The sequence below is a fragment of the Rhizobium sp. USDA 4016 genome (assembly GCF_056279705.1).
Window position 1 is genome coordinate 437196 of sequence record NZ_JBWCCY010000004.1, and the last position, 24677, is coordinate 461872.

The window sequence follows — 24677 nt, forward strand, 5'->3', positions numbered from 1 at the left end:
AATGCGGGAATGCGCGGACGGCAACATGGTTCCCGTGTCATCGAAAATTCATGACAAGCTGTGGTTGGCTCGCTATCGCACCGGACGTAGCAGTTGCAGCGCATTGAGTGTCACCAGCACTGTTGCGCCCGTATCGGCGAGGATTGCGGGCCAGAGGCCGGTGAGGCCGATGACGGTCGTGACGAGGAAGACCGCCTTCAGGCCAAGCGCGATGGCGATGTTTTCGAAGATGTTACGCATCGTCCGCTTGGAAAGCTCGATCATCGCCGCCACGTCGCCGACGCGGCCGTGCAAGACCGCCGCATCCGCGGTCTCCAGCGCTACGTCCGTGCCGCCTCCCATGGCGATGCCGACATCTGCGGCCGCCAGGGCAGGGGCGTCGTTGATGCCGTCGCCGACTTTGGCGACAATGAAGCCTTCGCGCTTCAGTTCGCCGACAATACGCTGCTTGTCTCCGGGCATGAGTTCGGCTCGGACATCGATACCAAGCTGTTCACCGATCGCCTTTGCTGTGCGCTCGTTGTCGCCGGTCAGCATGACGATCCGGACCCCGGCATCGGTCAGCATCTTGAGGCCGGCTTTTGCGTCCCCGCGCGGCTCGTCGCGCATGGCGATGAAACCGGCGGCTTTGCCGTCGACGAGGAGAACCGATACGCTTTTGCCCTGTTCGTTCAATGCAGCGATGCGCTCGTCCTGTTCGGCCGTCAGGGCGCCCGTCGCGCGAGCGGCAGACGGAGAGAGAAGATCGAGCCTTTCACCGCCGACGCGGCCGGTCATGCCCTTGCCGGGAATGGCTTCCACCTCAAAGGCCGGCGGTACGGGTACCTTGTCGCTCTTTGCGCGATCGAGGATCGCCAGTGCGAGAGGGTGGCTGGAGTTTCTTTCCAGGACGGCCGTGCGCGAAAGCACTTGAGCCCCCGTCAATTCGAAAGGCACGATGTCGGTCACCCTCGGCTTACCTTCGGTCAGCGTACCGGTTTTATCGAGCGCGACGGCGGTGACCTTGCCGAGCGTTTCCAGCACGGCACCACCCTTCATCAGCAATCCGCGCCGCGCGCCTGCCGACAGAGAAGCGGCGATTGCAGCGGGCGTCGAGATCACCAGAGCGCAGGGGCAGCCGATCAGCAGGATCGCAAGCCCCTTGTAGATCCATTCGTCCCAGGCGCCATCAAAAAGGAGCGGCGGGATGATCGCGACCAATGCCGCGGCCGCGACGACGCCTGGCGTATAGTAGCGCGAGAAGCGGTCGATGAAACGCTCGGTGGGCGCCTTCGATTCTTGCGCTTCCTCGACGAGTTTGATGACGCGGGCGATCGTGTTGTCGGCACTTGCCGCAGTTACCTTGATACGGAGCGCGGCATCACCGTTCACCGTTCCGGCAAAGACCGTGTCATCGGTACCTTTGCGCACCGGAACGCTTTCCCCCGTCACAGGCGCCTCGTCGATCGCGCTTTCGCCCGAGACGATGACGCCGTCAGCGGAAATCCGGTCGCCCGGGCGGACGAGGATGGTGGAGCCAACAGCGAGCGTTTCCGCCGGCACTTCGCGCGTTTGGCCGTTTTCCTCCAGCAAGGCGTTCTTCGGCACGAGCGCCGTCAGCGATTGAATGCTCGCCCGAGCACGTCCGGCGGCAACCCCTTCCAGCAACTCGCCGACCAGAAAGAGGAAGATGACGGCTGCGGCCTCCTCTCCGGCGTCGATGATAACGGCGCCGACGGCCGCGATCGTCATCAGCATCTCGATCGAAAACGGGGTTCCGGAAAGTGCCGCCGTGATCGCGCGGCGGGCGATCGGTACAAGACCGATCAGCACGGCGGCAACAAAGGCGTAGGATGCGATCGCCGGCATGAGATGCCCGGCAGCATAAGCCACGGCAAGAGCCGCACCGGCTGCGATCGTCAGCCGCCCTTTCCTGCTTTGCCACCAGAGGCCGCCCATCTGCCCATGGTCGTGGCCGTGCAGCCCTGTGATGTCCTTTTCAGAATGAGTATGTCCATGGTGATCATGATCGGTATGACCATGATTATGGCCTTGCGCAGCGTGATCGTGATCCGGCGCCTTCGCCGGCATCGCCACGACCGAATAGCCGAGACCGGTCACCTTCTTCTCGATCGCGTTCAGATCACTGGTACCGTCATGGCTGATGGTCATCGTGCCGGCGGTCACGGAAACGGAAACCTCCTCGACGCCGGCGATGCGGCGGACTGCCGTGTCTATCTTCGCCGCGCAGGATGCGCAGTCCATGCCGCCAACTTTGTATTTCGCCCGAGCCGCTTCAGCCATTTCGGATTTCCTTGTTCTTCAGCAGCATTCTTCCTACATGCTCTAGCGACTAGAGGTGCAAGAGGAAAATCATGAAAAAGATCACGATCGGCGATGCAGCCCGCCAGAGCGGGGTGAAGGTTCCGACGATCCGCTACTATGAGAGCATAGGGCTGCTGGCGGCGCCCAGCCGCAGCGACGGCAACCAGCGCTCCTATGAACCTGCCGATATCCGCCGCCTTGCCTTCATCCGCCATGCCCGCGAACTCGGCTTCGAGGTCGGTTCCATCCGAACCTTGCTGGCGCTGCAGGATGATCCCGATCAATCCTGCGCTTCAGCCGATGCGATCGCCAAAGCGCGGCTCATCGAGGTCGACCAGCGTATCCGCAGCCTCATGGCATTGAAAGCCGAGCTGGAGATCATGGTCGAAGGCTGCGGCCACGGCCGTGTGGATCAGTGCCGGGTCATCGAAGTCCTTGCCGATCACGGCCAGTGCATGCATCCGCACCACTGAACTTAAACGGCGCAGATCGTTTCTCATGGGATCGCATGGTCAAGGTCCATACCGATCGCCCTCACTACTGGACTGGCAAGAACGTGGAGAAGTGGTGCTGAAGCCTCAATCGCCTCAGCCCTTCGGGAGGTCGCCGTAGGCAGTCCTTGCAAGCAACTCGGTGACCTCACCATCGCTGGTCTGATTGAAATCGTCATAGTGAAGGCTGACCGCCTGGAGGTCTTCAGGCGCGGATAGACAGAAGACTTCGTCGACTTGCGCCCTCAGTTCCTCGATTACCATCCGCGGCGCAACCGGAACCGCAAGCGTGATATGGGCCGCACCCGCCTGGCGGAGCGCCTTCAATCCAGCCTTTACCGATGCGCCGGTGGCAATGCCGTCGTCGACGAGAATGACGCTCCGGTTCGCAAGATCAGTCGGTGGGCGATCGCCGAGGTAAACCTTTCGGCGCCTCTCTATCTCTTCGAGCTGGCGGGCTGCCTCTTTCTCGAAATAATCGAGGGACGCGCCGCAATAGGCAAGGACGTCTTCGTTCATCACACGTTGTGGATTTTTGCCGTCGACGACAGCGCCGATGGCATATTCCGGATAGCCAGGCGCCCCGATCTTGCGGACGAGGAGGATATCGAGCGGCGCGTGCAGGCAGCGCGCGAGTTCGAATGCCACAGGCACGCCGCCGCGCGGCAGACCGAGCACGACCGGGTCATCGCTTCGTGCGCCAATGGCCTCGGCGAGCCTTCTGCCCGCGTCGGCACGATCGTGAAAGCGGAGAGCGCTCTGCATCGTCACAGTCCGAACGGATAGGTTTCGGGCACACCGTGCGGGCGCACGGCAGCAAGCGGATTGACGGCTTTCGTTTCTTCGAACCAAAGGTAGCAGTCGAACTGTTCCGGAAGCACCGCTTCGAAATAGTGGCTGTAGAATTCGCTTTCCGGCCGGTAGACAACGCCGATGGCGCGTTCAAGTCGGCGTTCCGACAATATCTCGCGCACTGCCCGATCGCGGGTTCCGCGCAGGTCGGTCAGCGATCTCGGTATCGCGGTCTGCCGGAATACACGCTCGTAAGAGTCCGGACGCGAAGGATTGACGGTCTTGACTTTTACCGGCTGATCCCAGTCGTCGGCGGCCGCCACAGTACCGCGGTCCGTCCCGAAGCCCACGAGAAGGGCCTCCTCGCCATAGGCGATCCGGGCAAGCTCACCGATGTTGAACTGGCCGTCCCAGCCCAAGGCGGTGGCAGCCGCATTGCCGATGTGCGAATTGTGGGCCCATACGACAGCCTTTGCATCTGGCCGATACTCCATCAGCTTCTGGAGCGTTTCGAACATGTGCTTGTCGCGCAGGTTCCAGGAATCGTTGCCGCTCCGGTACATCGCCCGATAATAGTGTTCGGCGGTTGCGACGATACGCGCATTTTGAGCTGCATCGAGAAAGTCCTCGCCGTCAGCGGCGGCATAATCGAGCTCGCGGGCGAGCAGTTCCTGCAACTGTGCGACGACGGCCGGTTCGCATTCCTCCTGAACGCCGGAAAGGATGGCATGGGCATAGCCCGCGGGCCGCTCTTGCCATGGCGTCAGGCAGGCATAACGGCGGCGGGCTTCTATCGCCTCCTCGGGATCGATACGCTGGAGGTAATCGAGCACGGCTTTGAGCGAGCTATTCAGTGAGTAGATATCCAAGCCGCGGAATTCGACGCCCCGATCCGGCGCGAGGCTCTCATTGTAGCTGCGCAGCCATGAGACGAACTGCTCGAACTCGGCGTTCCGCCACATCCAATCGGGAAAACGTATAAACGACTCTGCGTCGTAGGTTCGCACGTTCCGGTGGCGCACATGCCGGTCGATCCTTTCGGCGTCGGGCCAATCGGCTTCGACGGCGATAATGTTGAAACCGTGATTTTCGATAAGGTTTCGGGTGATTGCCGCGCGCGCCTGGTAGAACTCGGCGGTGCCGTGCGACGCCTCGCCGAGGAGGACGACCTTCGAGCCGTCGATATATGGATCGAAGAAGACGCCGAATTCGATCATATGAGCGGGATCAGGCAGCAGTTCGCATGCATGGCGAATTGCATGCGCGATGCCGTCCGCCTGGTTCGGTTTAAGTTCCAGGAGAGTCACATGAGCCTCCTTTTCGAAATGTGATCGGTTATTTGTGCGTTGTTCGTAAGGGCGGTTCGACGCCTTCGTTGGCTCCGTATCGTCTCACTAGAAACAAATTGCCGCAGGGATTGTTCCTGCGGCATCAAACGGCTTCCAATTGCCTAATCAACATTCTTCCGCCTAAAGTTCAGGCGATCTATGATACTGATTTTATTTATTTTTTCCTCTATAACCAGCCGGATGTTTCCAGCTATCTTCGCGCCTTCGCCTTCGCCTTCGACAAGATTAAGCTCGATCGCAGCTTCTGGCCGGTATCGAGAGCGATGCCGGCATTCTCGCCATCATCCGCGCAGTCGGCATCGCTCCGGGCTTCAATGCGCGACGCCTGCCGAAGGTGTCGAAACAAAAAAGTAGCTCAAGAGGCTCAGGTAGGAGGTTTCGGGGAAATCCAGAGCTATCTGCTCGGCAGGACCATGCCACGGCGCAGACCGAAGAATTGATATACGGCACTTAAAAGCTGCGCATCGCCGTCAACGGCTCAGATCTCGCATCGAAAGGCTCCGCGGCCTTGCTGCGCTGCAAGCGGTCGCATGAATTTTTACCCTTTTCCATATTGCAATGCACCCTAAGTGCCGGTTGATGTCCGACCTTGTGAACGATATTCGCGGCCAAGGCATCTGGCTGCCTGATTGGGTGGCAAGCATTGGCACCTTCGCTATCGTGGTGGCGTTCTCGCTTTTCTTCCATCGCGTGGCTTTCCGGCTTCTCACACGCCTCGTCGCCTCACACGATCTTTTCTGGCGGTCGCTTGTCTCCCGGCTCGAGGGCATGGCGCGGCTGGCAATCCTAGCTGCGGCGCTGGGCTTTGCCGCCACGATCTCACCGCTCACGGAATATCAGGCCTCGACGCTGCGTCACGTGCTGCTGATCGCCTTCATCATCCTCGTTGCCTGGATGGCGAAGACCGCCAAGCATATCTGGATGACGGTCTATCTGCGGCGCTTCAAGCTGGACGCCGAGGACAATCTTCTCGCGCGCAAGCATGTCACGCAGTCGCGGATCATCGAGCGGATCGCAGACATGATCATCGTCGTCGTGACGATTTCCGCCTGCATGATGACTTTCGACGCGGTCAAGCAATATGGGGTGAGTCTGCTCGCATCCGCCGGCGTTGCCGGCATCGTCGTCGGTCTGGCTTTGCAGCCGGTCCTGAAAAATCTCTTCGCCGGCATTCAGCTTGCGATCACGCAGCCGATCCGCATCGACGATGCGCTTCTGGTCGAGGGCGAATGGGGCAATGTCGAGGAGATCACCTCGACTTACGTCGTCGTGAAAATATGGGACTGGCGCCGCCTCGTCCTGCCGCTCAGCTATTTTATCGAGAACCCGTTCCAGAACTGGACGCGCGAGAGCGCATCGCTGATCGGCACGGTCATGATCTATCTCGACTACAGCGTGCCGGTTTCCGCGATCCGCGCCAAGGCGGAGGAGATACTGTCTGGCTCCAAGCTCTGGGATCGGAGGGTGGCCAACGTCGCCGTCACCGATTTCAGGGAGAGCGTCATGGAAATCCGCATCCTCGCCTCAGCCTCGAATTCCGGGCGAACCTTCGATCTGCGCTGCGAAATCCGCGAAAAGCTGATCGATTTCATCCAACGCGAATATCCGCAGGCCTTGCCGCAGCTCAGAGCGATGCTGGAGGGCCGGGAGGAGAGAGGGCGCAAGGCGGCAGCGGAATAGCGCGGCGTGGCTGCAAATCCCCGCCTCTTGCGCGAAGCCGCAATCCTTTCTATATCCACGGCCACCAAAGCCCGGCGAACGAGCCTGCCGGAAGAGCAGGAAATCCGCCGCATTTGCAGGGCAAACGGCGGGGCGAAACAAGCACTGAACTGGCAGCACCCGTGAACACACTGGATTTTGACAAGAAGCCGGAAGATACGCGCGTTGTCGTCGCCATGTCGGGCGGCGTCGACAGTTCCGTCGTTGCCGGCATCTTGAAGCGCCAGGGCTACGATGTGCTCGGTATCACGCTGCAGCTTTATGACCATGGCGCGGCCGTTCACCGCGCCGGCTCCTGCTGTGCCGGGCAGGACATCGACGATGCGCGCCGCGTCTGCGAAACGCTCGGCATTCCGCATTACGTGCTCGATTACGAGAAGCGCTTCCGCGACACCGTCATCAATCCCTTCATGGAAAGCTATGTCGCCGGCGAAACGCCGATCCCTTGCGTGTCCTGCAATCAGACCGTCAAGTTCGCTGATCTTCTGGCGACCGCCAAGGAACTCGGCGCCGATGCGCTGGCGACCGGCCATTACATCCGTTCGCGCCCGAATCCGGCATCCGGCAACCCCAGCCGCCGCGCGCTTTACCGCCCGGCCGATGCCGATCGTGACCAGAGCTATTTCCTGTTTGCAACCACCCAGGAGCAGATCGACTATCTTCGCTTCCCGCTCGGCGGGTTGCCGAAGGCCGAGACCCGCAGGCTTGCCGAAGAGATGGGGCTCGTCGTTGCCAGGAAGGCCGACAGCCAGGACATCTGTTTCGTGCCGCAGGGCAAATATTCCGATATCATCACCAAGCTGAAGCCGAACTCGGCGCTGGCGGGCGAGATCGTGCATCTCGACGGCCGCGTGCTCGGCAGCCATGACGGTATCCTTCATTATACGATCGGCCAGCGCCGCGGCATCGGCGTTGCGACCGGCGAGCCGCTCTATGTCGTCTTTCTCGATGCGCGCTCCCGCCGTGTCATTGTCGGTCCCAAGGAAGCGCTGGAGACACACCGCGTCTATCTTCGCGACCTCAACTGGCTCGGCGACGAACCGCTTTCCGAAGCTGCGTCCGGCGAAGGTTTTGCCTGCTACGCGAAGGTTCGCTCTACCCGGGCGCCGGCACCGGCCATTCTCCGTGCCGATGCGCGCGGCATCTATGTCGACCTGACCGTCGGCGAAGCCGGCGTGGCGCCCGGCCAGGCCTGCGCGCTCTATTCGGCGCCGGGCGATGACGCCCGCGTCTTTGGCGGCGGCTTTGTCGAGCGTTCAGAGCGCGAGCCGGCGGCCGAAGCCTCGCTGAAGGCCCTGCTTTCCAGACCCGTCGCCGCCTGAACCGGACGCGAAACGGCGTGCAACAAAGCTCGCCGTTTTCTTGATGTCACCTGCTTGACACCAAGCCGGACCGCACCTTATAAGCCGCTCATCCCACGAGCCGTCGCTTCGCGAACGGCATCGTTGACCAGTGGCGGAGTAGCTCAGTAGGTCAGAGCAGAGGAATCATAATCCTTGTGTCGGGGGTTCAAATCCCTCCTCCGCTACCAGTCAACTTCCTGATTTTGTTGACTTATTTGAAACGGTAGCTTGAGCGCACCGTGTTGCGGTGTTGCAAGCTAAAACAGCGCATTTCCGAGCTTTTCAATGTGTTGCAGTTTATTACTTGCAACACGGATGCAACACGTTTGGACGCCGCATACCTGCGCCCAAGATTCGGACAACCTCTGTATAATTTCGCAAGGTGCCGTCTGCTGATAGGTTCCCTTCATCGCCTCATTATTTCCCCCCACCCCCCCGATGAGGCGAGCAGCAGCGCCTCGGTGGCTTCGGCGTCCACGCACCGTGGCCGACGGATAACGCATCCGTCTTGACCGTCTCGACTGGCCAGGTTGAGGCGGTCTTTCTTTCGCGTATGCCACACGAATGAAAACCGCCCCGGTGGTGAGTCGCAGCGGTTTTTCTGGCGCTGTGGTGGTCGTCGGAACTCCGCTCTGGAAGCGAGGCACGATTGCTTCGGAACCGGACTTATGGGTTGACGAGCTTCCGCTTTTTCGCGTTGACACGGCTACCACCAGTGGAATGTCCGGCTCGCCGGTCATTGTGCGAGCAAACACCGCTCGGATGGAGGATGGTGTCCTGGTGACAAAAATAGGGGAGCCGATGACCCGTTTCATTGGTGTTTATAGTGGACGAGTCGGCAGCTGCGCCCGGAACAGGATTGTGATTTCGAGCGCAGTGGATTGTAGGTTAGGATTTGCCGCGAGCCAGAAGGAGAAGACCATGAAGATGCTTCTAATAATGGCGGCGGCCATTGGCCTATCCGCTCCAATCGCGTTTGCCGACTGCGCCTACCACGCCAAGAACAACGCGGCCGTCGACAAAAAAATGACCACAGCGACCGTCACGACGGACAATCAGACGAAATCTGATGAGCTTGTTTTGCTGAAGAAGACTGACCGCGTGTCAGAAGACGAAGAGCCCGCGGAATAGTCGCTGGCGCTATCGGAACGATCGCACTCCTTCCAGCGTTTGCCTTAGAGAAGGAGTGCGAGATATGAAGATCGTCGAGGCGACGGTAAAGGTCGACGGTAAACGCGTCCCGCTTGGCATTATGAATGCCCAACAGGCACTCGATATGCCGGCAGAGGAGGGAATGAAATTCAGCCATCCCGACGGCAAGCCAGGAGAGACTGATGTTCTCTTGAACAGAGAGCAACTTGATAAGGTCGTGAAGGACAAGGCCAGCGCTAATAAGCGGAAGCGGCCTATGTGAAATACATGGATGCTGCAGACATCGAAGGGGCGGCCTCGTCACGCGAGGTCGAGCATGACGGCTTTAAGTTTTTCGAACGCAGCATCATGAGTCTGAAGCGACGAATCTTGACGTTCTGGAGCGCATCCCGAAGCCGGCCAAAAGCCGCGTCGGAAGGTGACAAGGAGGCGATGCGCGCAAGATCGTTGCTGGGTTCGTCGACGATCGATAGCTCTCGCAGATCGACCTCGAGCAAATAGCGGCTCACTTAGCCGCTGCCGGTGCGGGTGCGCTTCGGCCGGAAGCCAATGGAAAGACCATCCAACACCGAGGCAGACTTGAGCGCGTGAATGCGCTTGCCGAGATCCGTGTTAAGAGCGAGAAGCTGTCCCTCTGCCTGTCGCGCAGTGGCATGATATGATCGGCGAACCCACCATCGCCGACGCCATTCTCGACCGCATCGTCCATAACGCGCATCGGTTCAACCTCGAGGGCGATAGTATGCGAAGGCAAAAGAGCAAGCCTTTCTTGACCGACGCACAGAACGTTGAAATCAATAACCCCTAACACCAACCAGGTGAGCCAAGCTCGATCCCGGCCAACTGTCCGGGAATTAGTGAAACGGGCGTCCGCGATTTAGCGGATTCAGTGTCCCATCAATCTGAAATCCGCATCGAAGCGGGCCTGCTGCTGGAGGATGTTTTTGCCGGGTGGTCTGCGCGCTGCGAAAGCCTCTCGTTTCGCTTTGAAGGCGACGCGAACAGTCGAGTCGCGCCGCCAGCATTCTCGTGCACTGGGGTTCTGGCGCCAGCATGGGGCATCCGCGGGTCCGCTTTTTGCTCCGTTTAGTTCTCGCCAATCAGGAACCTTGTCGCGCCAGCAGGAGTTTGCAGAAGGGAACCAACCCTAAAGGGCCTCGATGCGGACCAGAAGTCTTCCGACCGTTCTCATTACCGGCAGCAGCGGCTTTCTTGGGCAGGCGATCGCGCGCGGCCTGCTTGGTCGCTATCGCGTCATCGGCCTCGATGTCGCGCAGCCGAAGAGTCCGAGCGAGGGGATCGACACGCTCGAAATCGACCTCACCTCCGACGACGGCGTCGCCCAGACAATGGAGAAGATCCGCGAGCGTGCCGGCGACCGCATTGCATCGGTGATCCATCTCGCCGCTTACTACGACACAACGGGGGAAGAGAATCCGAAATACGACGCGGTGACCGTACAGGGCACGCGGCGGCTGCTCGATGCCTTGAGGACGTTCGAAACCGACCAGTTCGTCTTCTCCAGTACTTTGCTAGTGCACGCCCCAAGCCCGGAAAAGGGCGTCAAGATCAACGAGGATTGGCCGCTCGACCCGCCCTGGGCCTATCCCAGATCGAAGGCCGAGACGGAAGCGCTGATCGCAAAACGGCGGGGCCCCATCAAGACGGTGATACTGCGGCTGGCCGGCGTCTACGACGAGGACTGCCGGGCGGTATTCATAGCACAGCAGATCGCCCGCATCTTCGAACGCCTGCCGACCGCATATCTGTTCACCGGTGATATCACTCATGGACAGCCTTATCTGCACCTCGACGATCTCGTCGACGCGGTCGTCCGGGTCGTGGACCGCCGTGCGGACCTCCCCGACGAAACGGCCTTTTTGATTGGTGAGGAGGAGACTGCCTCCTATCAGGAGTTGCAGGAGCGTATCGGCAAACTGGTCCATGGCGAGACCTGGCGCACGCTCTCGCTGCCGAAAGGGATCGTCAAGCTCGGCACTTGGGTTCAGGACGAGGTGTTGGGTGCAGACGCCGATATCCGTTCATGGATGATCGAGAATTCTGATGATCATTACGAGCTCGACATTTCGCGCGCGCGGACATTGCTCGGCTGGAAGTCGCGCCATAGTTTGACCGGCACCTTGCCTGAGATGATAGGCAGGTTAAAGGCAGATCCGACCGCCTGGTATGCCAGGAACAAGCTTGAGCCATCGGCTGTTGCCGCCTCGGAACCCGAACTTGAAGCGGCGGAGAAGCGGCTTCGCGGCCCGCTGGAACGCAGCAAAGAGGAGGTCGACGCGGCTCTGGAGCGGCATCGGTCGTTCACGCTGTGGGCGCCGCTCACCAACGCGGTTCTCGGGCTTTGGCTGATCGTTTCGCCGTTTGCCTACGGCCTGTTCGATCCCGGCGCCGCGCCGGTTCCTCCGGCACTCGGTCACGAAATCGCTGCGCCCGAAATTCGCGACGCGTGGATGGGCGTAAGCGAGATCGTTTCGGGGCTTCTCATCATAGCGTTCGCTCTCTGGGGAATGTATCGGCGCTGGCGTTGGGCTCAGTGGCTGACGGCCGCGGTGGGCGTCTGGGTGCTGTTTGCGCCGCTCGCCTTCTGGACGACGAGCGCCGCCGCGTATGGGGTCGATACCTTGATCGGCATGCTGATCGTCGCCTTTGCCGTCATGGTTCCGCCGACGCCGGGAATCAGCCGGCGGGCCCTGGCGGCCGACGACGACCTGCCGCTGGGGTGGAGCTATTCGCCGTCAACCTTTACCCAGCGCCTCCCGATCATTGCGCTGGCTTTTGTCGGGCTTTTCGTGTCGCGCTATCTCGCCGCCTTTCAGCTCGGCCATATCGATGGTTTATGGGATCCTTTTTTTGGGCCAGGCGCGTCTCCGATGGAGAATGGCAGCGAAGCGGTGGTGACCTCATGGGTGTCGAAAGGATTCCCTATAGCGGATGCGGGATTGGGCGCGTTCGCTTACGTCCTCGATATTTTGGCGGGCGCGATCGGCGATCGCCGCCGCTGGCGCACCATGCCGTGGATGGTACTGCTTTTCGGGTTGCTGATCATCCCGCTGGGAGTGGTCAGCGTCAGTTTCATCATCATCCAGCCGCCCCTGATCGGCGCGTTGTGTACGCTGTGTATCGTCCAGGCGGCGGTCACCGTCGTACTCGTGCCCTATTCGATCGACGAGGTGCTGGCGAGCTGCCAATACCTCTATGGCGCAAAACGCGCGGGAGAGCTATTCTGGCGGACCTTCTGGCGCGGTGGTCCGTCCTTGTCGGAGGACCAGACGCCCAAACCTGATCTCGACCGTCCCGCCTCGGCCATCCTGCGCGAGTTCGTTACCGGCGGCGTCAATTTCCCCTGGACGCTCGTCGCCAGCACCGCCATCGGCGCATTCCTGATGTTTTCGCCGCTTGTCTTCGGCACGGCGCCGCCGCTCTACTTCAACGACCATATCCTCGGTTGTCTGGTGATCCTGGTCGCCGTCACCGCCATGGCCGAAGTCGCCCGCCCGGCGCGTTTCCTGAACGTGCTGCTCGGCGCCTGGATCGCCGCATCGCCGTTCGTGCTCGAGGGCGCAACGAGTCTCGGAACCGCGGGCGACGTCGCCGCCGGCCTGTTTCTGATCGGGCTCAGCCTGCCGCGCGGCAAGCGCAGCGAAGAGCACTACGGCAGTTGGGACCGGCTGATCGTGTAAGAATGTTTAGATGCTGCATTTGCAGCGTGTCGCGCGCCAATGTAAGGGCGCCGCCGGCCGCGATGAAAGCTCAGTCTTCCGTGAAACCGCTCGCCGGTGGGAAGACGTTCCCCCTCTGCGAGGAGGTCATATACGGTTCAAGTTCCAATCGGGAGTTTACGGGACTGAAAAAACTTTACGTTTCGGCGCACCATTACCCAAAGGGCCGGCTAGGGTCAGGACTACTTGTCCAGCACATAAATCGTGGCGTCGTCCTCTTCATCCCGCAGACCTTTGTAAGAGGCATGTCTCAGCTTCCCATCGTGCGTCCACGCGCGATACTCTATCTCGGCAATCAGCGTCGGCCGCACCCAGACCAGCCCCTTGCGCCTTCCGTCATATGTGACCGGCGGTTTCGTGACCTTCAGCCGATCGAGCTTTTCGCGCAGCTCCTGCGCCGTGCGTTCGTTGAAGCCGGTCCCGACATTGCCGACATAAACCAGGCCGTCACCCTTGCGCGCTGCCAGCAGCAACGAGCCGATGCCGGCCCGCGCGACCGTGGAAAGTTCATAGCCAACGATCACGAAGCCGTCGCTCTGCAGGCACTTGATTTTCACCCAGTCGCCGAGGCGGCCGGAGCGGTACTCGCTACGGCGATCCTTCGCGATGATGCCTTCGAGCCCATGCTCGCAGGAAAGCTCCAGCAGCCTGTCGCCGTCCGCCTGGAACTCCTCCGACAGCCGAATGGCGCCCTCCCGATCGATGATCAGCCCTTCGAGCAGATGGCGTCGCGAAAAAAGCTCCAGTTGCCGCAGATCATGCCCGTCGAAATAGAGCAGATCGAACGCCACGAAGAGCGCTTCGCCGGAAGTCCGCTTGCCACCCCGGCCGCCGAGCGATTGCTGCAGCAGCCCGAAATCGGACCGGCCACGCTCATCCACCACGATTGCCTCGCCATCGAGGATCGCTGTCGCCACGCCGAGCTGCTTGGCGGCCCGCTCGATCGCGGGGAAACGATGCGTCCAGTCATGGCCGCCGCGCGTGATGATGCGCACGCGCTGAGGCTCGATATGCACCGCCAGGCGATACCCGTCCCATTTGATTTCGTAAACCCACTGCTCGCCCCTCGGCGGCTTCGGCTTAAGAAGCGCCAGGCACGGCTCGATGCGGTCCGGCATGGGATCGAGGGGAAGGTTCGGCTGCGCTGGATCGCGTGGCTTGCGCGGCCGGGATCGAACCGGCTTATCGGATGCGAGCAGCGGCTTTGAAGCTGGAGACTTGGCCATCTGATGGTTACATCAGGGAATGCTTAAAAAGAAAACGAAATTTGAGGCAATGACGACGGAAGAATATCAGCCGAAATACAAATGGCGAGAGACATGGCTCGGCGAGGGCCACCAGGACATTGTTTCTTTGGATGGAGATTTGCAGTTCGGGCGCATTTATCTCGACCTAACCAGCCGATCGCGCGCCCGCCAGTGACGATGGGCCATCAACACCATCCCTTGGCAGAGGCAAAGCATCCTGCCGCACCAACGGCTGGGCACCCACGGCGCGAGAGGCATCGAGAAAGGTCGAAGAGCCATAGGAGAAGATCAACGAGCTGCATGGACGGTAACCGATTTTCTCTTCATCCGGCGTTCAGGATCGATCGTCGAAACGAAGCCATCAAGTACAGCTTTGATCTAGGACCGGGAAGCAGGAGTGCGAGCCATGAAGATGCTGACCATCGCTGCCGCAGCGGGCGTGGCACTCACCATGTGTGCTGGCGACGCATCGGCCGGTCCTTGGAAGGACGAAAGCGGCCATGGGCGGTGGCATTCCGATCGCTACTATGGTGAACCCCGATACGAACGAAGAGCATACAAGGAAGAGTATCGTCGCGGAGGATGTAAGATTAAGCGGAAATGGGGCGACGGAGAGTACAAAGAAGAGATCAAGTGCAAGCGCGGTGCTCGACCCGTCTACGGATAATATCGGTATTGAATGCTCGGCGGTCGCCCGATGCCTCATTTAGAGGCGGGGCCGATCACTCGGGAACTTTTCCTTCCCCTGCCGGTTTATTGCGATCACGCGTTTCATCTTCCCACCAGTCGCTGAAGCTGCGTGATCTCAAGTGCTGCGGGATGATCCCTAAGTACTGAGCCAGTGGCTTGGGCTCGCTTTGCCCTCTCTTAGACGAGCCCTTGCCACGATATGTTTTCGTGAAGGTCGCTTTACCCCCGCTTCCGGCGGGGCTTTTCTCTTAGAATTCTTAGGAGTTTAGGGAACCGAGCATGAGCAGAGGCTATTTCGCTACCGAAGATATTGAGATCTGCAAGAGAGTCTTCGATGATATCTGCGCTACCGGGCACATAACGAGCGATTATGAGCGCGTCGAACTCGCAAGCCAGATCATTTATTTCTATCAGCACGGCGTCACTATCGAAGATAGCTTGCAACAGCTAGTCGTGAGCATGACCGAGAGGCAGAGGCCGACGTGAATATGCGAATACGCCCGCAGTATTACGCCAGACGCGACGGGGATGGCAGTTGGTCGATTGTCGATACGCAGACGCACAAGGTCGCTGTCATTGCTGAAACTCTGCCGCTAAGACGTCTTGATGAATTGACCGCCATGGAGATTATCGATGCCCTGAGAAAGAGGCATTCGGCTTCCGGAGAACCCGGCGCCTCCGCCGAAGGTACGAGGGCCTAAGCCGTTTTAGCTAATTTGCTCTCTTTTGATCGTCTGTCATTCTGCTGGAAGAAGCGGTGAGCGCCCCTAAGCGCGTGGCTCGCTCTCCTTTCGAGACAAGATGTTGGAACCAAGTAGGCCGGATTAATTAATCCGCTTCGCCGCTCGAACTGTTTTACAAGGGCGGTTGAAACCGTTCTGGCGATGTCTAGTTCATCATCAAAACCCGCTGGGTGACTGGGTCATGAAGTATCGGATTGAGGCAGAGGGGAACGCCAAATACCGTGTTGTCGACAGTGACACCGACGAGATAGCCACCTGGAAGAGCCATCTCCAGACAGGCTTGTCGCGTCCGCTAGCAGAAGCGCTTTCAGGTTATCTGAATGCGCTCCACCGTTACGATGAAGCCCATGGCGGGCACTTCGGAAGGTCAGAAGACTAGCCCTTCGCGCGACTATGGCCGCAGCCACTTAGATCGCATCAGGTCAATTCCGCTTCTGCGAAGGTAAGGCTGAATACATCGCGGATCTGCGGAACGTCGTTGCTGGACAGAATGGAGTTGCCTTTGATGCGACCGAGGGCTCCGCAATGACTTCGAACTGCTCCCGGCCAAACAGCGTTTTCCCGTAGTCGCCTTCGCTGCCGAAATACGGCGGATCGAGGTAAAGCCAATCCAAGTTCTCAATTGCGACATCTGCGAGGCGTTCATGGACGTCGTCCGGGAGCCGTGCCAGCCTGGTGAGATTAAAGCGTGCCCGGCCGGTCGTATCGACACCGAAATTCTGCCCCTCGACCTTTCCACCGAAGGCGGGTTTCTGCAGATAGACGAAGCGATCCGCGCATTCGAGGTCTGTTAAAGTGGCGGAATCGCAGCTTTTGAGGCGTTCGAATTCCCGCCGGCTGGTGATCTGGAATTTCAGGGTGTCCATGAACTGCGGGCAGTGCCGCTGCAGGAATCCGGAAGAGGTTTACCACCTCGCCGTTGCGGTCGTTGATCACCTCGCCACGCGGCACTCTGGTTCGCCTGAAAAACACGCCGCCCATGCCCACGAAAGGCTCCGCGTAGACGACATGCCGCACGGCCACAATCATCTTAACCAGCAGGCGCAGGCGATCGTTTGCCGTCGATGCACGCCGCCGGAGAGGCCTTTCGGTGGAAAGGAGAGGCTTCGAACGAGGAGACTTGGCCATAGACGCAGCTTTGAGCCTGAGTTCTGCATCTTGAAGATGCGAGCTATGAAGCGTACTTTCCGACGTCGCCCGCTCTAGGGCGCTGCTCATCATATCTTGAGCCCCGTCCCCTTGCGGGGCTTCTTTTCCCAATGCGTCATCACACGCATCGCGTGTTAGGACACGCAATATGTCTCGTGTGCCACGCCACGGAAGTCATAGGGGCACTCGGCCACTTGCTGCTTAGGAGCATGACCGGCGAGGTCTTCGGCTTTCTCAGCGTGTCGATATCGCCGTTGCCTTCGATTTCGACGTCTCTCGGGCTGATAAAACGTGGGACCTCACCGAGCCATGCTCCTAAACTCCATTGCCTTTATTAGAATTCAGTAAATGGCGCCGAGAAATAATTCTTCCAGCCCCTTCCGCCATCGAAGCTTAATGGCTTAAAGGATCGGAACAACTAGCGCCCGGCGGCTGCCAGAATATCCGAGCGAGAGGTATGGGCAAATGAGCGACTACGCGGTCAAAAGTGACCGGGACTGAGCGCGACAGATGTCGACCTCATGCCTTCGCCTTCCACGAGGCATGCGACAAATCGTAGACGTTCCTGATTTCGGTACAAAACTTCATCTATCGCTCAGGTCGGGCGCTCCAATGCTGTAGCCGCGCTGAATCCTCAATGCTTGGAACCAAGCCGGCGGTATCTTCGTTTTCCTTTTGGCGTTCAAAGAGAGGAAATCCCCAATGCAGGTCGTTGGAACACAGGTTACCCCCATTGGCGGCGGGAAGGCTGGCTTTACGGTCGAATTCGTCGGCGACGGCGGCGAGATCGTTTCCGTCCAGTTGAAGAACGACGCTGAACGCTCGCTCAATCGGCAGAATGCCATAGAAAAGGCAAAGGAGCTGATGAGCCAAATCGCGTCTTCCAAGGCCCCGGAGGGGGAAACGATGAGCGTCAGGCTGAGCGCGCGCGCGTCCCATGATCGATTGACCCTCGAGGAGCAGCTTGACGAGGGGCTCGAGGATACGTTTCCGGCCAGCGATCCAGTGTCGGTGACCGGGACGACTATCAAGCACTAAAGGGCAAGCACTAAAGGGCAAGCACTAAAGGAATGTCCCGACAGTCCAGAAAATCCTGGCGATCATCGCTTGATCGCAGAGTGCTGTGCGCGTTCCCGTTCGATAGAGCTAAAGAAAGGCGAGCAGTTTGACGGCTGCTCGCCTTTTTCGCCTATGTCATCAGCAACGGAATGCTGACAACCAGGGCGACGAGAATAACGGCGGTCGCGATCCGCAAAAGACGCATGCGCCGTGTACGCTCCCCACTCCAATCATAGGTCATGGCCGGTCTCCTCGGGGCAAGGACTTAGCGCCCGGTAAACCGGGTTCAATAGCTATGACGCAACTTGCTTGCGTAAGGCTGATCTAATTTATTCCTTGAAAAATTAGCGATATAGCGGCTTCAGCCGCCGAAGCGAAGCGCCCAGCGGCGGCCGTTATGGGTCATGCGGATGATGGATAACGGTTCGATATCCGCGAGCCAGAAAGAGGAAAGCGGCGCCTGAAGCACGTTCAGGATCGCAGCGCGGATGAGCGCGGCGTGACTGACAGCGATGACGTGGCCGCCGAGCACCGATTGCGTGTCCATCGATTGGGCTGCCCGCCCTGCGAGCTGCCTAATATTTTCGCCGCCATGCGGGGCCGATTCCGGATCGCTCATCCAGGCGAGCAGATTTTCAGGCTCCTGCATTTGCAGATCGGCGATCGCCATCCCACCCCACCTGCCGTAATCGCAATCGGCAAGCAGCGGATCGGGAAGAGAGCCGAGCGAGAGCGCTTCGGCAGTCTGGCGCGCGCGCAGCGCCGGACTTGTCAGGACTCGATCGGCGCGCTGCAGCCGACCGGCAATTGCCCGCGTCTCCGCGAAGGCGCTTTCTTCAAGCGGTTCATCGAGAGGGAAGCGACCATTGCGACCAGCGCTTGTCGGGCCGTGGCAGATCCAGGTGAGCCGGGTATGCACGTTCCTTCGATCTCCGGAAATGCGATGGGGAGCGAGATCAAGTCTCGTTGACAGTTCTCCGCGCGCAGATATAACGATCATGTTGCGGGTTTGGAAGCCGGTGAAAATCCGGCGCGGTCGCGCCACTGTGACCAGGATGCGAAAGCAGGCTGGAAGTCAGACCCTACCGTACAACGCTCTTTCGACTGAACGCGTCTTCCAGGAGGAAAACATGTCTGACACCGCTCTTCAGCCCATCGCAGCACCCGCACCGATCCCGGTAGGAGAAATCCTGCCCTGGGCGATCTTCGGGGGCTTGCTGATGATCATCGCCATCTATTTCGTCGGCACGGAAGAGGGCGCCACGGCGCTGTTTTCCGGCGGCTACGTCCACGAATTCGTGCATGACGGCCGCCACCTTCTCGGCTTCCCCTGCCACTAAAGGACGACAGACATGGTTGGAAATCTTTTGCTCCGTGGCATGCTCGCGGGGGTGATCGCTGGCATCCTGGTTTTTGTCTTTGCCTATACATTCGGTGAGCCGCTGGTCGATCAGGCGATTGCCTTCGAAGAAGCCGCTGCCCAGGCCGCAGGTGAAACCGCTGAACCGGAACTCGTCAGTCGCGCCACACAGGCCGGTCTCGGCCTCTTCACCGGCGTCATGACCTATGCGATTGCGGTTGGCGGCCTCTTTGCTCTTGCCTTCGCCTTCGTTCATGGGCGTTTCAGCCGGCTCGACGCTCGCGGCACGGCCGCAGTGATCGCGCTTGCCGCCTTTGTTGCGATCGTTCTCGTTCCGGCGATCAAGTACCCCGCCAACCCGCCTGCGGTCGGCAATCCCGATACGATCGGCGTGCGCACCGAGGTGTTCTTCCTGATGATCGTCGTTTCCGTTGCCTCGCTGATTGCCGCAGTGGCGCTGGCGCGCAATCTCTCTGCCCGCTTCGGCATTTGGAATGCGGCGATCCTCGCAGGTGCCGCCTATCTCGTCTTCATCGGCCTGGTTCAGTACCTGCTGCCGCCGATCAACGAGGTGCCGGAAAATTATTCGGCCACGGTGCTCTGGCGTTTTCGCACGGCCTCGCTCGGCATGCATGTCATTCTGTGGGCGGCGCTTGGGATTGTCTTCGGCGTGCTGGCGGAAAAGCGACTGCGTCCGGCATTCCGGTAATCCGGGCTTGGTGCGTTGCCTCGTCGTGGCTCGTCAAAAGAGAACTCCTCATTCCTGTGTGTCACAGGGATGAGGGAAAGCTTGGCAATGTTGCGGCAATCTCATTATCGAAATTGCGCGAAGCGAGGGCTGGCGAAACTAGGTCTGGCAGCACTTCTTTTTTCCGCCGCCGGAAACGCTTCAGCGCACAGCAGCAGTTCCGCTGGCAGCCATGCCGGCATCCCCATCCCCGAAATTTCGCATGGCGAGATGGCGGTCATCGCCGGCTATCGGCACCGGATCATCGATCTCGCCTCGCAGGCGACTGATACGAACGAACCGTTCAGGCGCGTGCTGAACTATGCGCAGATCCAGTATTCCTACTGCTTCTGGGGGCGGATGCCCGGCAGCGTCACCGATGAGCGGAGCCCGTTCAACGAATGCGCCCATGCTTATCTGGCGGCGGCCAAGGCCGTGCTGATCGCCATGCGCGCCATGCCGCAGGAAGCGGAGGCCGCATCGGCGATCATTGCGGATGCCGATGCCGAGATGGTGCTGGGCGGGCTTTCGCTGATCACCTGCCGTTTCAGCGGCGAGGCGTTCAACACGGCGGATATCGTGCGCCCGCGCTGGAGCGAAATCCCGATCCACGCGGCAAGCATGGCGTCGCTATCGGCGCTCGTGGGCATTCTCTTCGGCGTGTACTTCGCGGCCATGCGCCTGCTTCGCGGTCAGTCATCCGTATAGCGCTGCTCGCGCCATGGGTCGCCGTACATGTGGTAGCCGTTCTTTTCCCAGAAGCCGGCCTCGTCGGCCGGGATGAGGTCGATGCGGCGAAGCCACTTGGCGCTTTTCCAGAAGTAGAGATGCGGCACGACCAAGCGCATGGGGCCACCGTGATCGCGCGTCAGCGGCAGGCCTTCCCATGATGTCGCGAGGATCGCATCCTCGGCCGCGAAATCGGAAAGCGGCAGGTTGGTCGTATAGCCGTCATAGCTCGTCAGCATGACGTAATTGGCTTCCGGCTTCGGCATTACGAGATCGAGAAGATCGCGTGTCGAAACGCCTTTCCATTTGTTGTCATAGCGCGACCATGTGGTGACGCAGTGAATGTCGCTGACCTTGGTGCTCTGCTCCTGCGCCTGAAAGGCCGTCCAGGTGAGGTCCAGCGGTGTCTCGACGAGACCGCGCACTTCCAGACGCCATGTGTCCAGCGAGATGACCGGCTGCTGGCCGAGATCGAGGACGGGCCAGTTCTTGACGAGATGCTGGCCGGGCGGCAGGCGCTCGGTTTCCGGACGGCTGATGCGACCTGTCAGGAACTTGCCTTCGGCGGCCCAGCGGCGCTTCGAAGTGGTGAGTTTGCTGTCGGCGGGGGTTTGCTCGTCGCTCATGCGGGGTGTCCTCATCGCGTTGGCGCAATAGGACATCCGGGCTCAGGGTGAGTCAAGGCAAGGCGCCTCTTGGAAATCCGTTATCCGGTCATTAGACTTGTAGCGTCGGGTATGCCTCCCAGGAGAGGAGGCAGGAAGGGGAGGAGGCGGACCTGTCGTCCAGATACAGGCTGATAGCCGCACTGTTTTCGGTGCCGTTCGTCGTCTTCGCGTTCTTCTATTATGGCGGGGCGGTGGCAACACGCGCCTATATGGGCGAGGCGTCATCGCAGGCGGGGACTGCGCTGCGGCTCGCGGTTTCCGCGCTCAGTGGCCACCTGAACCGCTATGAAGCGCTGCCGGCGCTGATTGCCGATCACGACAACATCAAGGAACTGGTCAGCCGCCCGCAGGACCAGGCGCTGCGCGATGCGGCAAATCTCTATCTCAAGGAAATCAACGGGCTTCTGAAATCCTCCGATATCTATGTGATCAAGCCGGATGGCGAGACGATTGCGGCAAGCAATTTCGACCTTCCGGGCAGCTTCGTCGGCGAGAATTTCAGTTATCGCCCCTATTTCCAGGATGCTGTTGCCGGGCGCCAGTCCCGGTTCTACGCGCTCGGAACCACCTCGCTGAAACGCGGATATTATTTTGCCTCGCCGATCTATGCAGGGGCGGAAATCCGCGGCGTCATCGTCTTCAAGGTCGATATCGACATGATCGAGGCTTCGTGGAGCGGCGGGGAATACCGCATCTTCGTATCGGACCCCGAGGGCATCATCTTCATGTCGGGCAAGCCGGATTGGCTCTATAACGGCATTCTGCCCCTGACCTCAGACCGCATCGCGCGTACCGGAGCGTCCCGCCGCTACGCGAATGCGAGGCTGACCGCGCTGCCGATCACGCGCAGCCATTTCGACGAGCATGAGTTGATGTCGCTTGTCGAAGAAGGTGTGCAAAAGGAATATCTGGTGCTCTCGCACTATATGCCGGCCGAGGATTGGACTGTGAACGTGCTGATGGACACCGGTTCCATTCGCACGCAGGCGCGCACCGCGCTTGGCGCCGTCTTCCTCATTCTCTGCATCGCCGGGCTGGCGATCGCGATTCTCCGGCAGCGGCGGATGCGCCTCAACGAGCGCATGCATCTGCAGGCGGAAGCGCGCAACGAGCTGGAGCGGCGCGTCGAGGAGCGCACGGCCGACCTTGCCCGCGTCAACAGCCGCATCGAAGAGGAGATCGCCGAGCGGCGGCTGACCGAACAACAGCTTCGCCAGACGCAGGCCGATCTCATCCAGGCAGGCAAGCTTGCCGGTCTCGGCCAGATGTCGGCGGCACTGTCCCACGAGTTCAACCAGCCGCTTGCCGCCGCAAAGACTTATACGGACAGCGCGGCCGTGCTCCTGGACCGCGGGCGGACTGCAGAAGCGCAGGACAATATCCAGCGCATCGGCGGGCTTATCGACCGCATGGCATCCATCAGCAAGCATCTGCGCAACTTCGCGCGCAAGCCGAACGAAAAGCTCGGCCCGGTGCCGCTCGACGAGGCGATCCGCGATACGCTGGAGATCATCGCCTGGCGGCTGAAGGCGGCGGATGCCGACCTGCGGGTCGATCTTGGCATCCGCCCACCCGTCGTCCGCGCCGGGTCCGTTCGCTTGCAGCAGGTGCTGGTCAATGTGATTTCGAACGCGGCCGATGCCGTCGAAGGGATCGAGGACCGGCGGATTGAGGTGACGGCCTGCGAAGAAAAGGGCAAGGTGGTGCTGACGGTACGCGATCATGGACCGGGCGTGCCGGCGGCGATTGCCGAGCGCATCTTCGATCCCTTCTTCACGACCAAGGGCGTCGGCAAGGGACTGGGGCTCGGGCTTTCGATCTCCTACAACATCATCAAGGATTTCGGCGGCAGCCTGGCGGCCTCCAATCATCCGGAGGGAGGCGCCGTGTTCCGCATCGATCTGCAATCGGCGACGGGCATAATGCCGGAGGCGGCAGAGTGAGCGAACAGAAGATCCTGCTGGTGGACGATGAGGAAGAGCTGCGCCGGTCGACGGCGCAGGCGCTGGAGCTTTCGGGTTTCAACGTCGAGACGTTTTCCCATGCCGACCATGTGCTGGAGCTGATCGGCTATAGCTTCGCCGGGGTCGTCGTCAGCGATATCCGCATGCCGGGCACCGATGGCATGACTTTGATGCAGAAGATCCGCGAGATCGATGCGGAAGTGCCTGTCATCCTCGTTACGGGCCATGGCGACGTGCAGCTGGCAGTGAAGGCGATGCGCGAAGGCGCCTATGATTTCATCGAAAAGCCGTTCACGCCGCAGATGCTGGCCGGAGTGATAAGGCGGGCCATGGAACGGCGTAGCCTGGTGCTGGAAAACCGGCTGCTCAAGGCCGTCGCCGGAAAGCGCGACGATATCGAGGCGCGTTTGCCGGGCCGCACGCAGGTGATGGTGGAATTACGCTACCGTATCCGGGCAATCGGGGCGAGCGACGCCGATACGCTGATCGTTGGCGAGACCGGCGCGGGCAAGGAGGTCGTTGCCCGGGCGCTGCATGACATCAGTGCCCGGGCGAGCCGGCCGTTCATCGCGATCAACTGCGCGGCGCTGCCTGCGAACCTCATCGAGAGCGAGCTCTTCGGCCATGAGGCAGGTGCTTTTCCCGGTGCGGTGCGGCCGCGTTACGGCAAGTTCGAGCACGGGCGCGGCGGCACGATCCTGCTCGATGAGATCGGATCGATGCCGTTTGACCTCCAAGCAAAGTTTCTTCGAGTGCTGCAGGAGCGGGTCATTTCCCGCCTCGGCTCGAACGAGGTCGTGCCGCTCGACGTTCGCTTCATTGCGACCAGCAAGGTCGATCTCGAAGCCGAAGTCGCTGCGGGACGTTTCCGCGCCGATCTCCTCTACAGGCTGAATGTCGTAACACTGCACGTACCGGCGTTGGCGCAGCGGCGGCCGGATGTCCCGCTGCTGTTCCTCCAGCTCGTCCGCGAGGCAGCGGCACGCTACGGCCGCGACGAGATGACAGTGCCGCCCGAGGTGATTTCCGACATCGCCCAGCGGGATTGGCCTGGCAATGTGCGCGAATTGCGTAATGCAGCGGACCGCTTCGTGCTCGGCCTCGACGGCGAGCGGCAGCTGGGCGAGGTGAGCGGCCTTGCCGATCGGGTTGCGGAGTTCGAGCGCAGCGTGATCGCGAGCGCCCTTGTTGCACATGGCGGCAGCCTCAAACCGGTCTACGAGTCGCTGCAGATTTCCCGCAAGACATTGTACGAAAAGATGCAGAAATACGGCCTGGACAAGAAGCTGCTCGTTTCCGAGTAGTTCGATGGGTGGATTTCCACACATCGCTAAACCCGTTTGTGTCCGAATCGACCCATGCTGCGCTGCACCCATGCGGAATTCGGGCAAAGGGCGGAGCGGGGCTGATTGCCGTAACCGGTTCGGGGCGTGCTAATGGCCCTATCTCCA

The 24677-nt window shown here is 60.3% G+C and carries 25 protein-coding genes, 1 tRNA gene and 1 pseudogene; 20 read left to right on the forward strand and 7 right to left on the reverse strand.

What is annotated here, in order from left to right:
• Nucleotides 1-72: 72 nt before the first annotated feature.
• The gene (locus ACZ9DP_RS17340) at nucleotides 73-2283 is read right to left on the reverse strand and encodes a heavy metal translocating P-type ATPase (protein WP_476203019.1); all 2211 of its coding nucleotides are present in this window, start codon (nucleotides 2281-2283) and stop codon (nucleotides 73-75) included.
• Between the two features lie 71 nt (nucleotides 2284-2354).
• On the opposite strand from ACZ9DP_RS17340, the gene ACZ9DP_RS17345 reads away from it, so the two are divergent.
• Complete coding sequence (locus ACZ9DP_RS17345) at nucleotides 2355-2777, forward strand: MerR family transcriptional regulator (RefSeq protein ID WP_476203020.1); 423 nt, start codon at nucleotides 2355-2357, stop codon at nucleotides 2775-2777.
• Between the two features lie 114 nt (nucleotides 2778-2891).
• Here ACZ9DP_RS17345 and ACZ9DP_RS17350 read toward each other — a convergent pair whose 3' ends face one another.
• Together ACZ9DP_RS17350 and ACZ9DP_RS17355 are read right to left on the reverse strand one after the other, a co-directional pair.
• Nucleotides 2892-3560: a phosphoribosyltransferase gene (locus tag ACZ9DP_RS17350; protein WP_239597085.1), complete on the reverse strand. Its 669-nt coding sequence runs from the start codon at nucleotides 3558-3560 to the stop codon at nucleotides 2892-2894.
• A 2-nt stretch (nucleotides 3561-3562) separates the two neighbouring features.
• On the reverse strand, nucleotides 3563-4894 hold the full coding sequence (locus tag ACZ9DP_RS17355) for an erythromycin esterase family protein (RefSeq protein ID WP_476203021.1): 1332 nt from the start codon (nucleotides 4892-4894) through the stop codon (nucleotides 3563-3565).
• A 98-nt stretch (nucleotides 4895-4992) separates the two neighbouring features.
• Here ACZ9DP_RS17355 and ACZ9DP_RS17360 point away from each other — a divergent pair, with 98 nt between their 5' ends.
• The 9 genes and pseudogenes from ACZ9DP_RS17360 to ACZ9DP_RS17400 all read left to right on the forward strand — a co-directional run bounded on the left by ACZ9DP_RS17360 (nucleotide 4993) and on the right by ACZ9DP_RS17400 (nucleotide 12851).
• Nucleotides 4993-5376, forward strand: coding sequence for a hypothetical protein (locus ACZ9DP_RS17360; protein ID WP_476203022.1), 384 nt, complete (start codon nucleotides 4993-4995; stop codon nucleotides 5374-5376).
• 139 nt (nucleotides 5377-5515) lie between these two features.
• On the forward strand, nucleotides 5516-6616 hold the full coding sequence (locus ACZ9DP_RS17365; RefSeq protein ID WP_476203023.1) for a mechanosensitive ion channel family protein: 1101 nt from the start codon (nucleotides 5516-5518) through the stop codon (nucleotides 6614-6616).
• 6 nt (nucleotides 6617-6622) lie between these two features.
• Nucleotides 6623-6781, forward strand: a complete 159-nt coding sequence (locus ACZ9DP_RS17370) for a hypothetical protein (protein WP_476203024.1) — start codon at nucleotides 6623-6625, stop codon at nucleotides 6779-6781.
• Nucleotides 6778-7977 carry a tRNA 2-thiouridine(34) synthase MnmA gene (gene mnmA / locus ACZ9DP_RS17375; protein WP_476203025.1) on the forward strand — a complete coding sequence of 400 codons (1200 nt, stop codon included), beginning with the start codon at nucleotides 6778-6780 and terminating at the stop codon, nucleotides 7975-7977. Before ACZ9DP_RS17370 ends, mnmA begins: the two co-directional genes overlap by 4 nt.
• Nucleotides 7978-8109: 132 nt before the next feature.
• Nucleotides 8110-8186 (forward strand) — tRNA-Met (locus ACZ9DP_RS17380).
• A gap of 376 nt (nucleotides 8187-8562) precedes the next feature.
• Complete coding sequence (locus ACZ9DP_RS17385; protein ID WP_476203026.1) at nucleotides 8563-9129, forward strand: hypothetical protein; 567 nt, start codon at nucleotides 8563-8565, stop codon at nucleotides 9127-9129.
• A gap of 64 nt (nucleotides 9130-9193) precedes the next feature.
• Complete coding sequence (locus ACZ9DP_RS17390; protein WP_246763239.1) at nucleotides 9194-9412, forward strand: hypothetical protein; 219 nt, start codon at nucleotides 9194-9196, stop codon at nucleotides 9410-9412.
• Between the two features lie 372 nt (nucleotides 9413-9784).
• A pseudogene (locus ACZ9DP_RS17395) lies at nucleotides 9785-9958 on the forward strand (ATP-binding protein); the annotation flags it as partial.
• 352 nt (nucleotides 9959-10310) lie between these two features.
• A complete protein-coding gene (locus ACZ9DP_RS17400; protein WP_476203027.1) occupies nucleotides 10311-12851 on the forward strand; it encodes an NAD-dependent epimerase/dehydratase family protein in 2541 nt (846 codons plus the stop codon).
• A gap of 221 nt (nucleotides 12852-13072) precedes the next feature.
• Here ACZ9DP_RS17400 and ligD read toward each other — a convergent pair whose 3' ends face one another.
• On the reverse strand, nucleotides 13073-14116 hold the full coding sequence (gene ligD / locus ACZ9DP_RS17405; protein ID WP_476203028.1) for a non-homologous end-joining DNA ligase: 1044 nt from the start codon (nucleotides 14114-14116) through the stop codon (nucleotides 13073-13075).
• A gap of 427 nt (nucleotides 14117-14543) precedes the next feature.
• On the opposite strand from ligD, the gene ACZ9DP_RS17410 reads away from it, so the two are divergent.
• From ACZ9DP_RS17410 to ACZ9DP_RS17425, 4 genes are all read left to right on the forward strand, one after another.
• Nucleotides 14544-14804 (forward strand): hypothetical protein, encoded by a 261-nt coding sequence (locus tag ACZ9DP_RS17410; RefSeq protein ID WP_476203029.1) that lies wholly within the window; start codon nucleotides 14544-14546, stop codon nucleotides 14802-14804.
• Nucleotides 14805-15106: 302 nt separating this feature from the next.
• Nucleotides 15107-15313 carry a hypothetical protein gene (locus tag ACZ9DP_RS17415; RefSeq protein WP_022715721.1) on the forward strand — a complete coding sequence of 69 codons (207 nt, stop codon included), beginning with the start codon at nucleotides 15107-15109 and terminating at the stop codon, nucleotides 15311-15313.
• Nucleotides 15310-15528, forward strand: a complete 219-nt coding sequence (locus ACZ9DP_RS17420) for a hypothetical protein (RefSeq protein WP_156886475.1) — start codon at nucleotides 15310-15312, stop codon at nucleotides 15526-15528. Before ACZ9DP_RS17415 ends, ACZ9DP_RS17420 begins: the two co-directional genes overlap by 4 nt.
• Before the next feature lie 223 nt (nucleotides 15529-15751).
• Nucleotides 15752-15949 carry a hypothetical protein gene (locus ACZ9DP_RS17425; RefSeq protein ID WP_022715719.1) on the forward strand — a complete coding sequence of 66 codons (198 nt, stop codon included), beginning with the start codon at nucleotides 15752-15754 and terminating at the stop codon, nucleotides 15947-15949.
• Nucleotides 15950-15992: 43 nt separating this feature from the next.
• Here ACZ9DP_RS17425 and ACZ9DP_RS17430 read toward each other — a convergent pair whose 3' ends face one another.
• Nucleotides 15993-16436: a DNA adenine methylase gene (locus tag ACZ9DP_RS17430; RefSeq protein ID WP_476203030.1), complete on the reverse strand. Its 444-nt coding sequence runs from the start codon at nucleotides 16434-16436 to the stop codon at nucleotides 15993-15995.
• A 985-nt stretch (nucleotides 16437-17421) separates the two neighbouring features.
• On the opposite strand from ACZ9DP_RS17430, the gene ACZ9DP_RS17435 reads away from it, so the two are divergent.
• Nucleotides 17422-17757 carry a hypothetical protein gene (locus tag ACZ9DP_RS17435; RefSeq protein ID WP_074069568.1) on the forward strand — a complete coding sequence of 112 codons (336 nt, stop codon included), beginning with the start codon at nucleotides 17422-17424 and terminating at the stop codon, nucleotides 17755-17757.
• 382 nt (nucleotides 17758-18139) lie between these two features.
• Here ACZ9DP_RS17435 and ACZ9DP_RS17440 read toward each other — a convergent pair whose 3' ends face one another.
• Nucleotides 18140-18697 carry a histidine phosphatase family protein gene (locus ACZ9DP_RS17440; protein ID WP_476203031.1) on the reverse strand — a complete coding sequence of 186 codons (558 nt, stop codon included), beginning with the start codon at nucleotides 18695-18697 and terminating at the stop codon, nucleotides 18140-18142.
• A gap of 211 nt (nucleotides 18698-18908) precedes the next feature.
• Here ACZ9DP_RS17440 and ACZ9DP_RS17445 point away from each other — a divergent pair, with 211 nt between their 5' ends.
• From ACZ9DP_RS17445 to ACZ9DP_RS17455, 3 genes are all read left to right on the forward strand, one after another.
• Nucleotides 18909-19118, forward strand: coding sequence for a CbtB domain-containing protein (locus ACZ9DP_RS17445; protein ID WP_239597110.1), 210 nt, complete (start codon nucleotides 18909-18911; stop codon nucleotides 19116-19118).
• Nucleotides 19119-19130: 12 nt separating this feature from the next.
• Nucleotides 19131-19847: a CbtA family protein gene (locus ACZ9DP_RS17450; protein WP_074069565.1), complete on the forward strand. Its 717-nt coding sequence runs from the start codon at nucleotides 19131-19133 to the stop codon at nucleotides 19845-19847.
• Between the two features lie 87 nt (nucleotides 19848-19934).
• Nucleotides 19935-20573 (forward strand): hypothetical protein, encoded by a 639-nt coding sequence (locus ACZ9DP_RS17455; protein WP_476203032.1) that lies wholly within the window; start codon nucleotides 19935-19937, stop codon nucleotides 20571-20573.
• Here ACZ9DP_RS17455 and ACZ9DP_RS17460 read toward each other — a convergent pair.
• Entirely contained in the window at nucleotides 20558-21220 is a 663-nt protein-coding gene (locus ACZ9DP_RS17460; RefSeq protein ID WP_476203033.1) for a sulfite oxidase-like oxidoreductase, read from the reverse strand. The genes ACZ9DP_RS17455 and ACZ9DP_RS17460 overlap by 16 nt on opposite strands.
• Nucleotides 21221-21411: 191 nt before the next feature.
• On the opposite strand from ACZ9DP_RS17460, the gene ACZ9DP_RS17465 reads away from it, so the two are divergent.
• Both ACZ9DP_RS17465 and ACZ9DP_RS17470 read left to right on the forward strand, forming a co-directional pair.
• The gene (locus tag ACZ9DP_RS17465; RefSeq protein WP_476203034.1) at nucleotides 21412-23205 is read left to right on the forward strand and encodes a sensor histidine kinase; all 1794 of its coding nucleotides are present in this window, start codon (nucleotides 21412-21414) and stop codon (nucleotides 23203-23205) included.
• Nucleotides 23202-24530, forward strand: coding sequence for a sigma-54-dependent transcriptional regulator (locus ACZ9DP_RS17470; protein WP_476203035.1), 1329 nt, complete (start codon nucleotides 23202-23204; stop codon nucleotides 24528-24530). The genes ACZ9DP_RS17465 and ACZ9DP_RS17470 overlap by 4 nt, the downstream gene beginning before the upstream one ends.
• The last annotated feature ends 147 nt before the right edge of the window (nucleotides 24531-24677 follow it).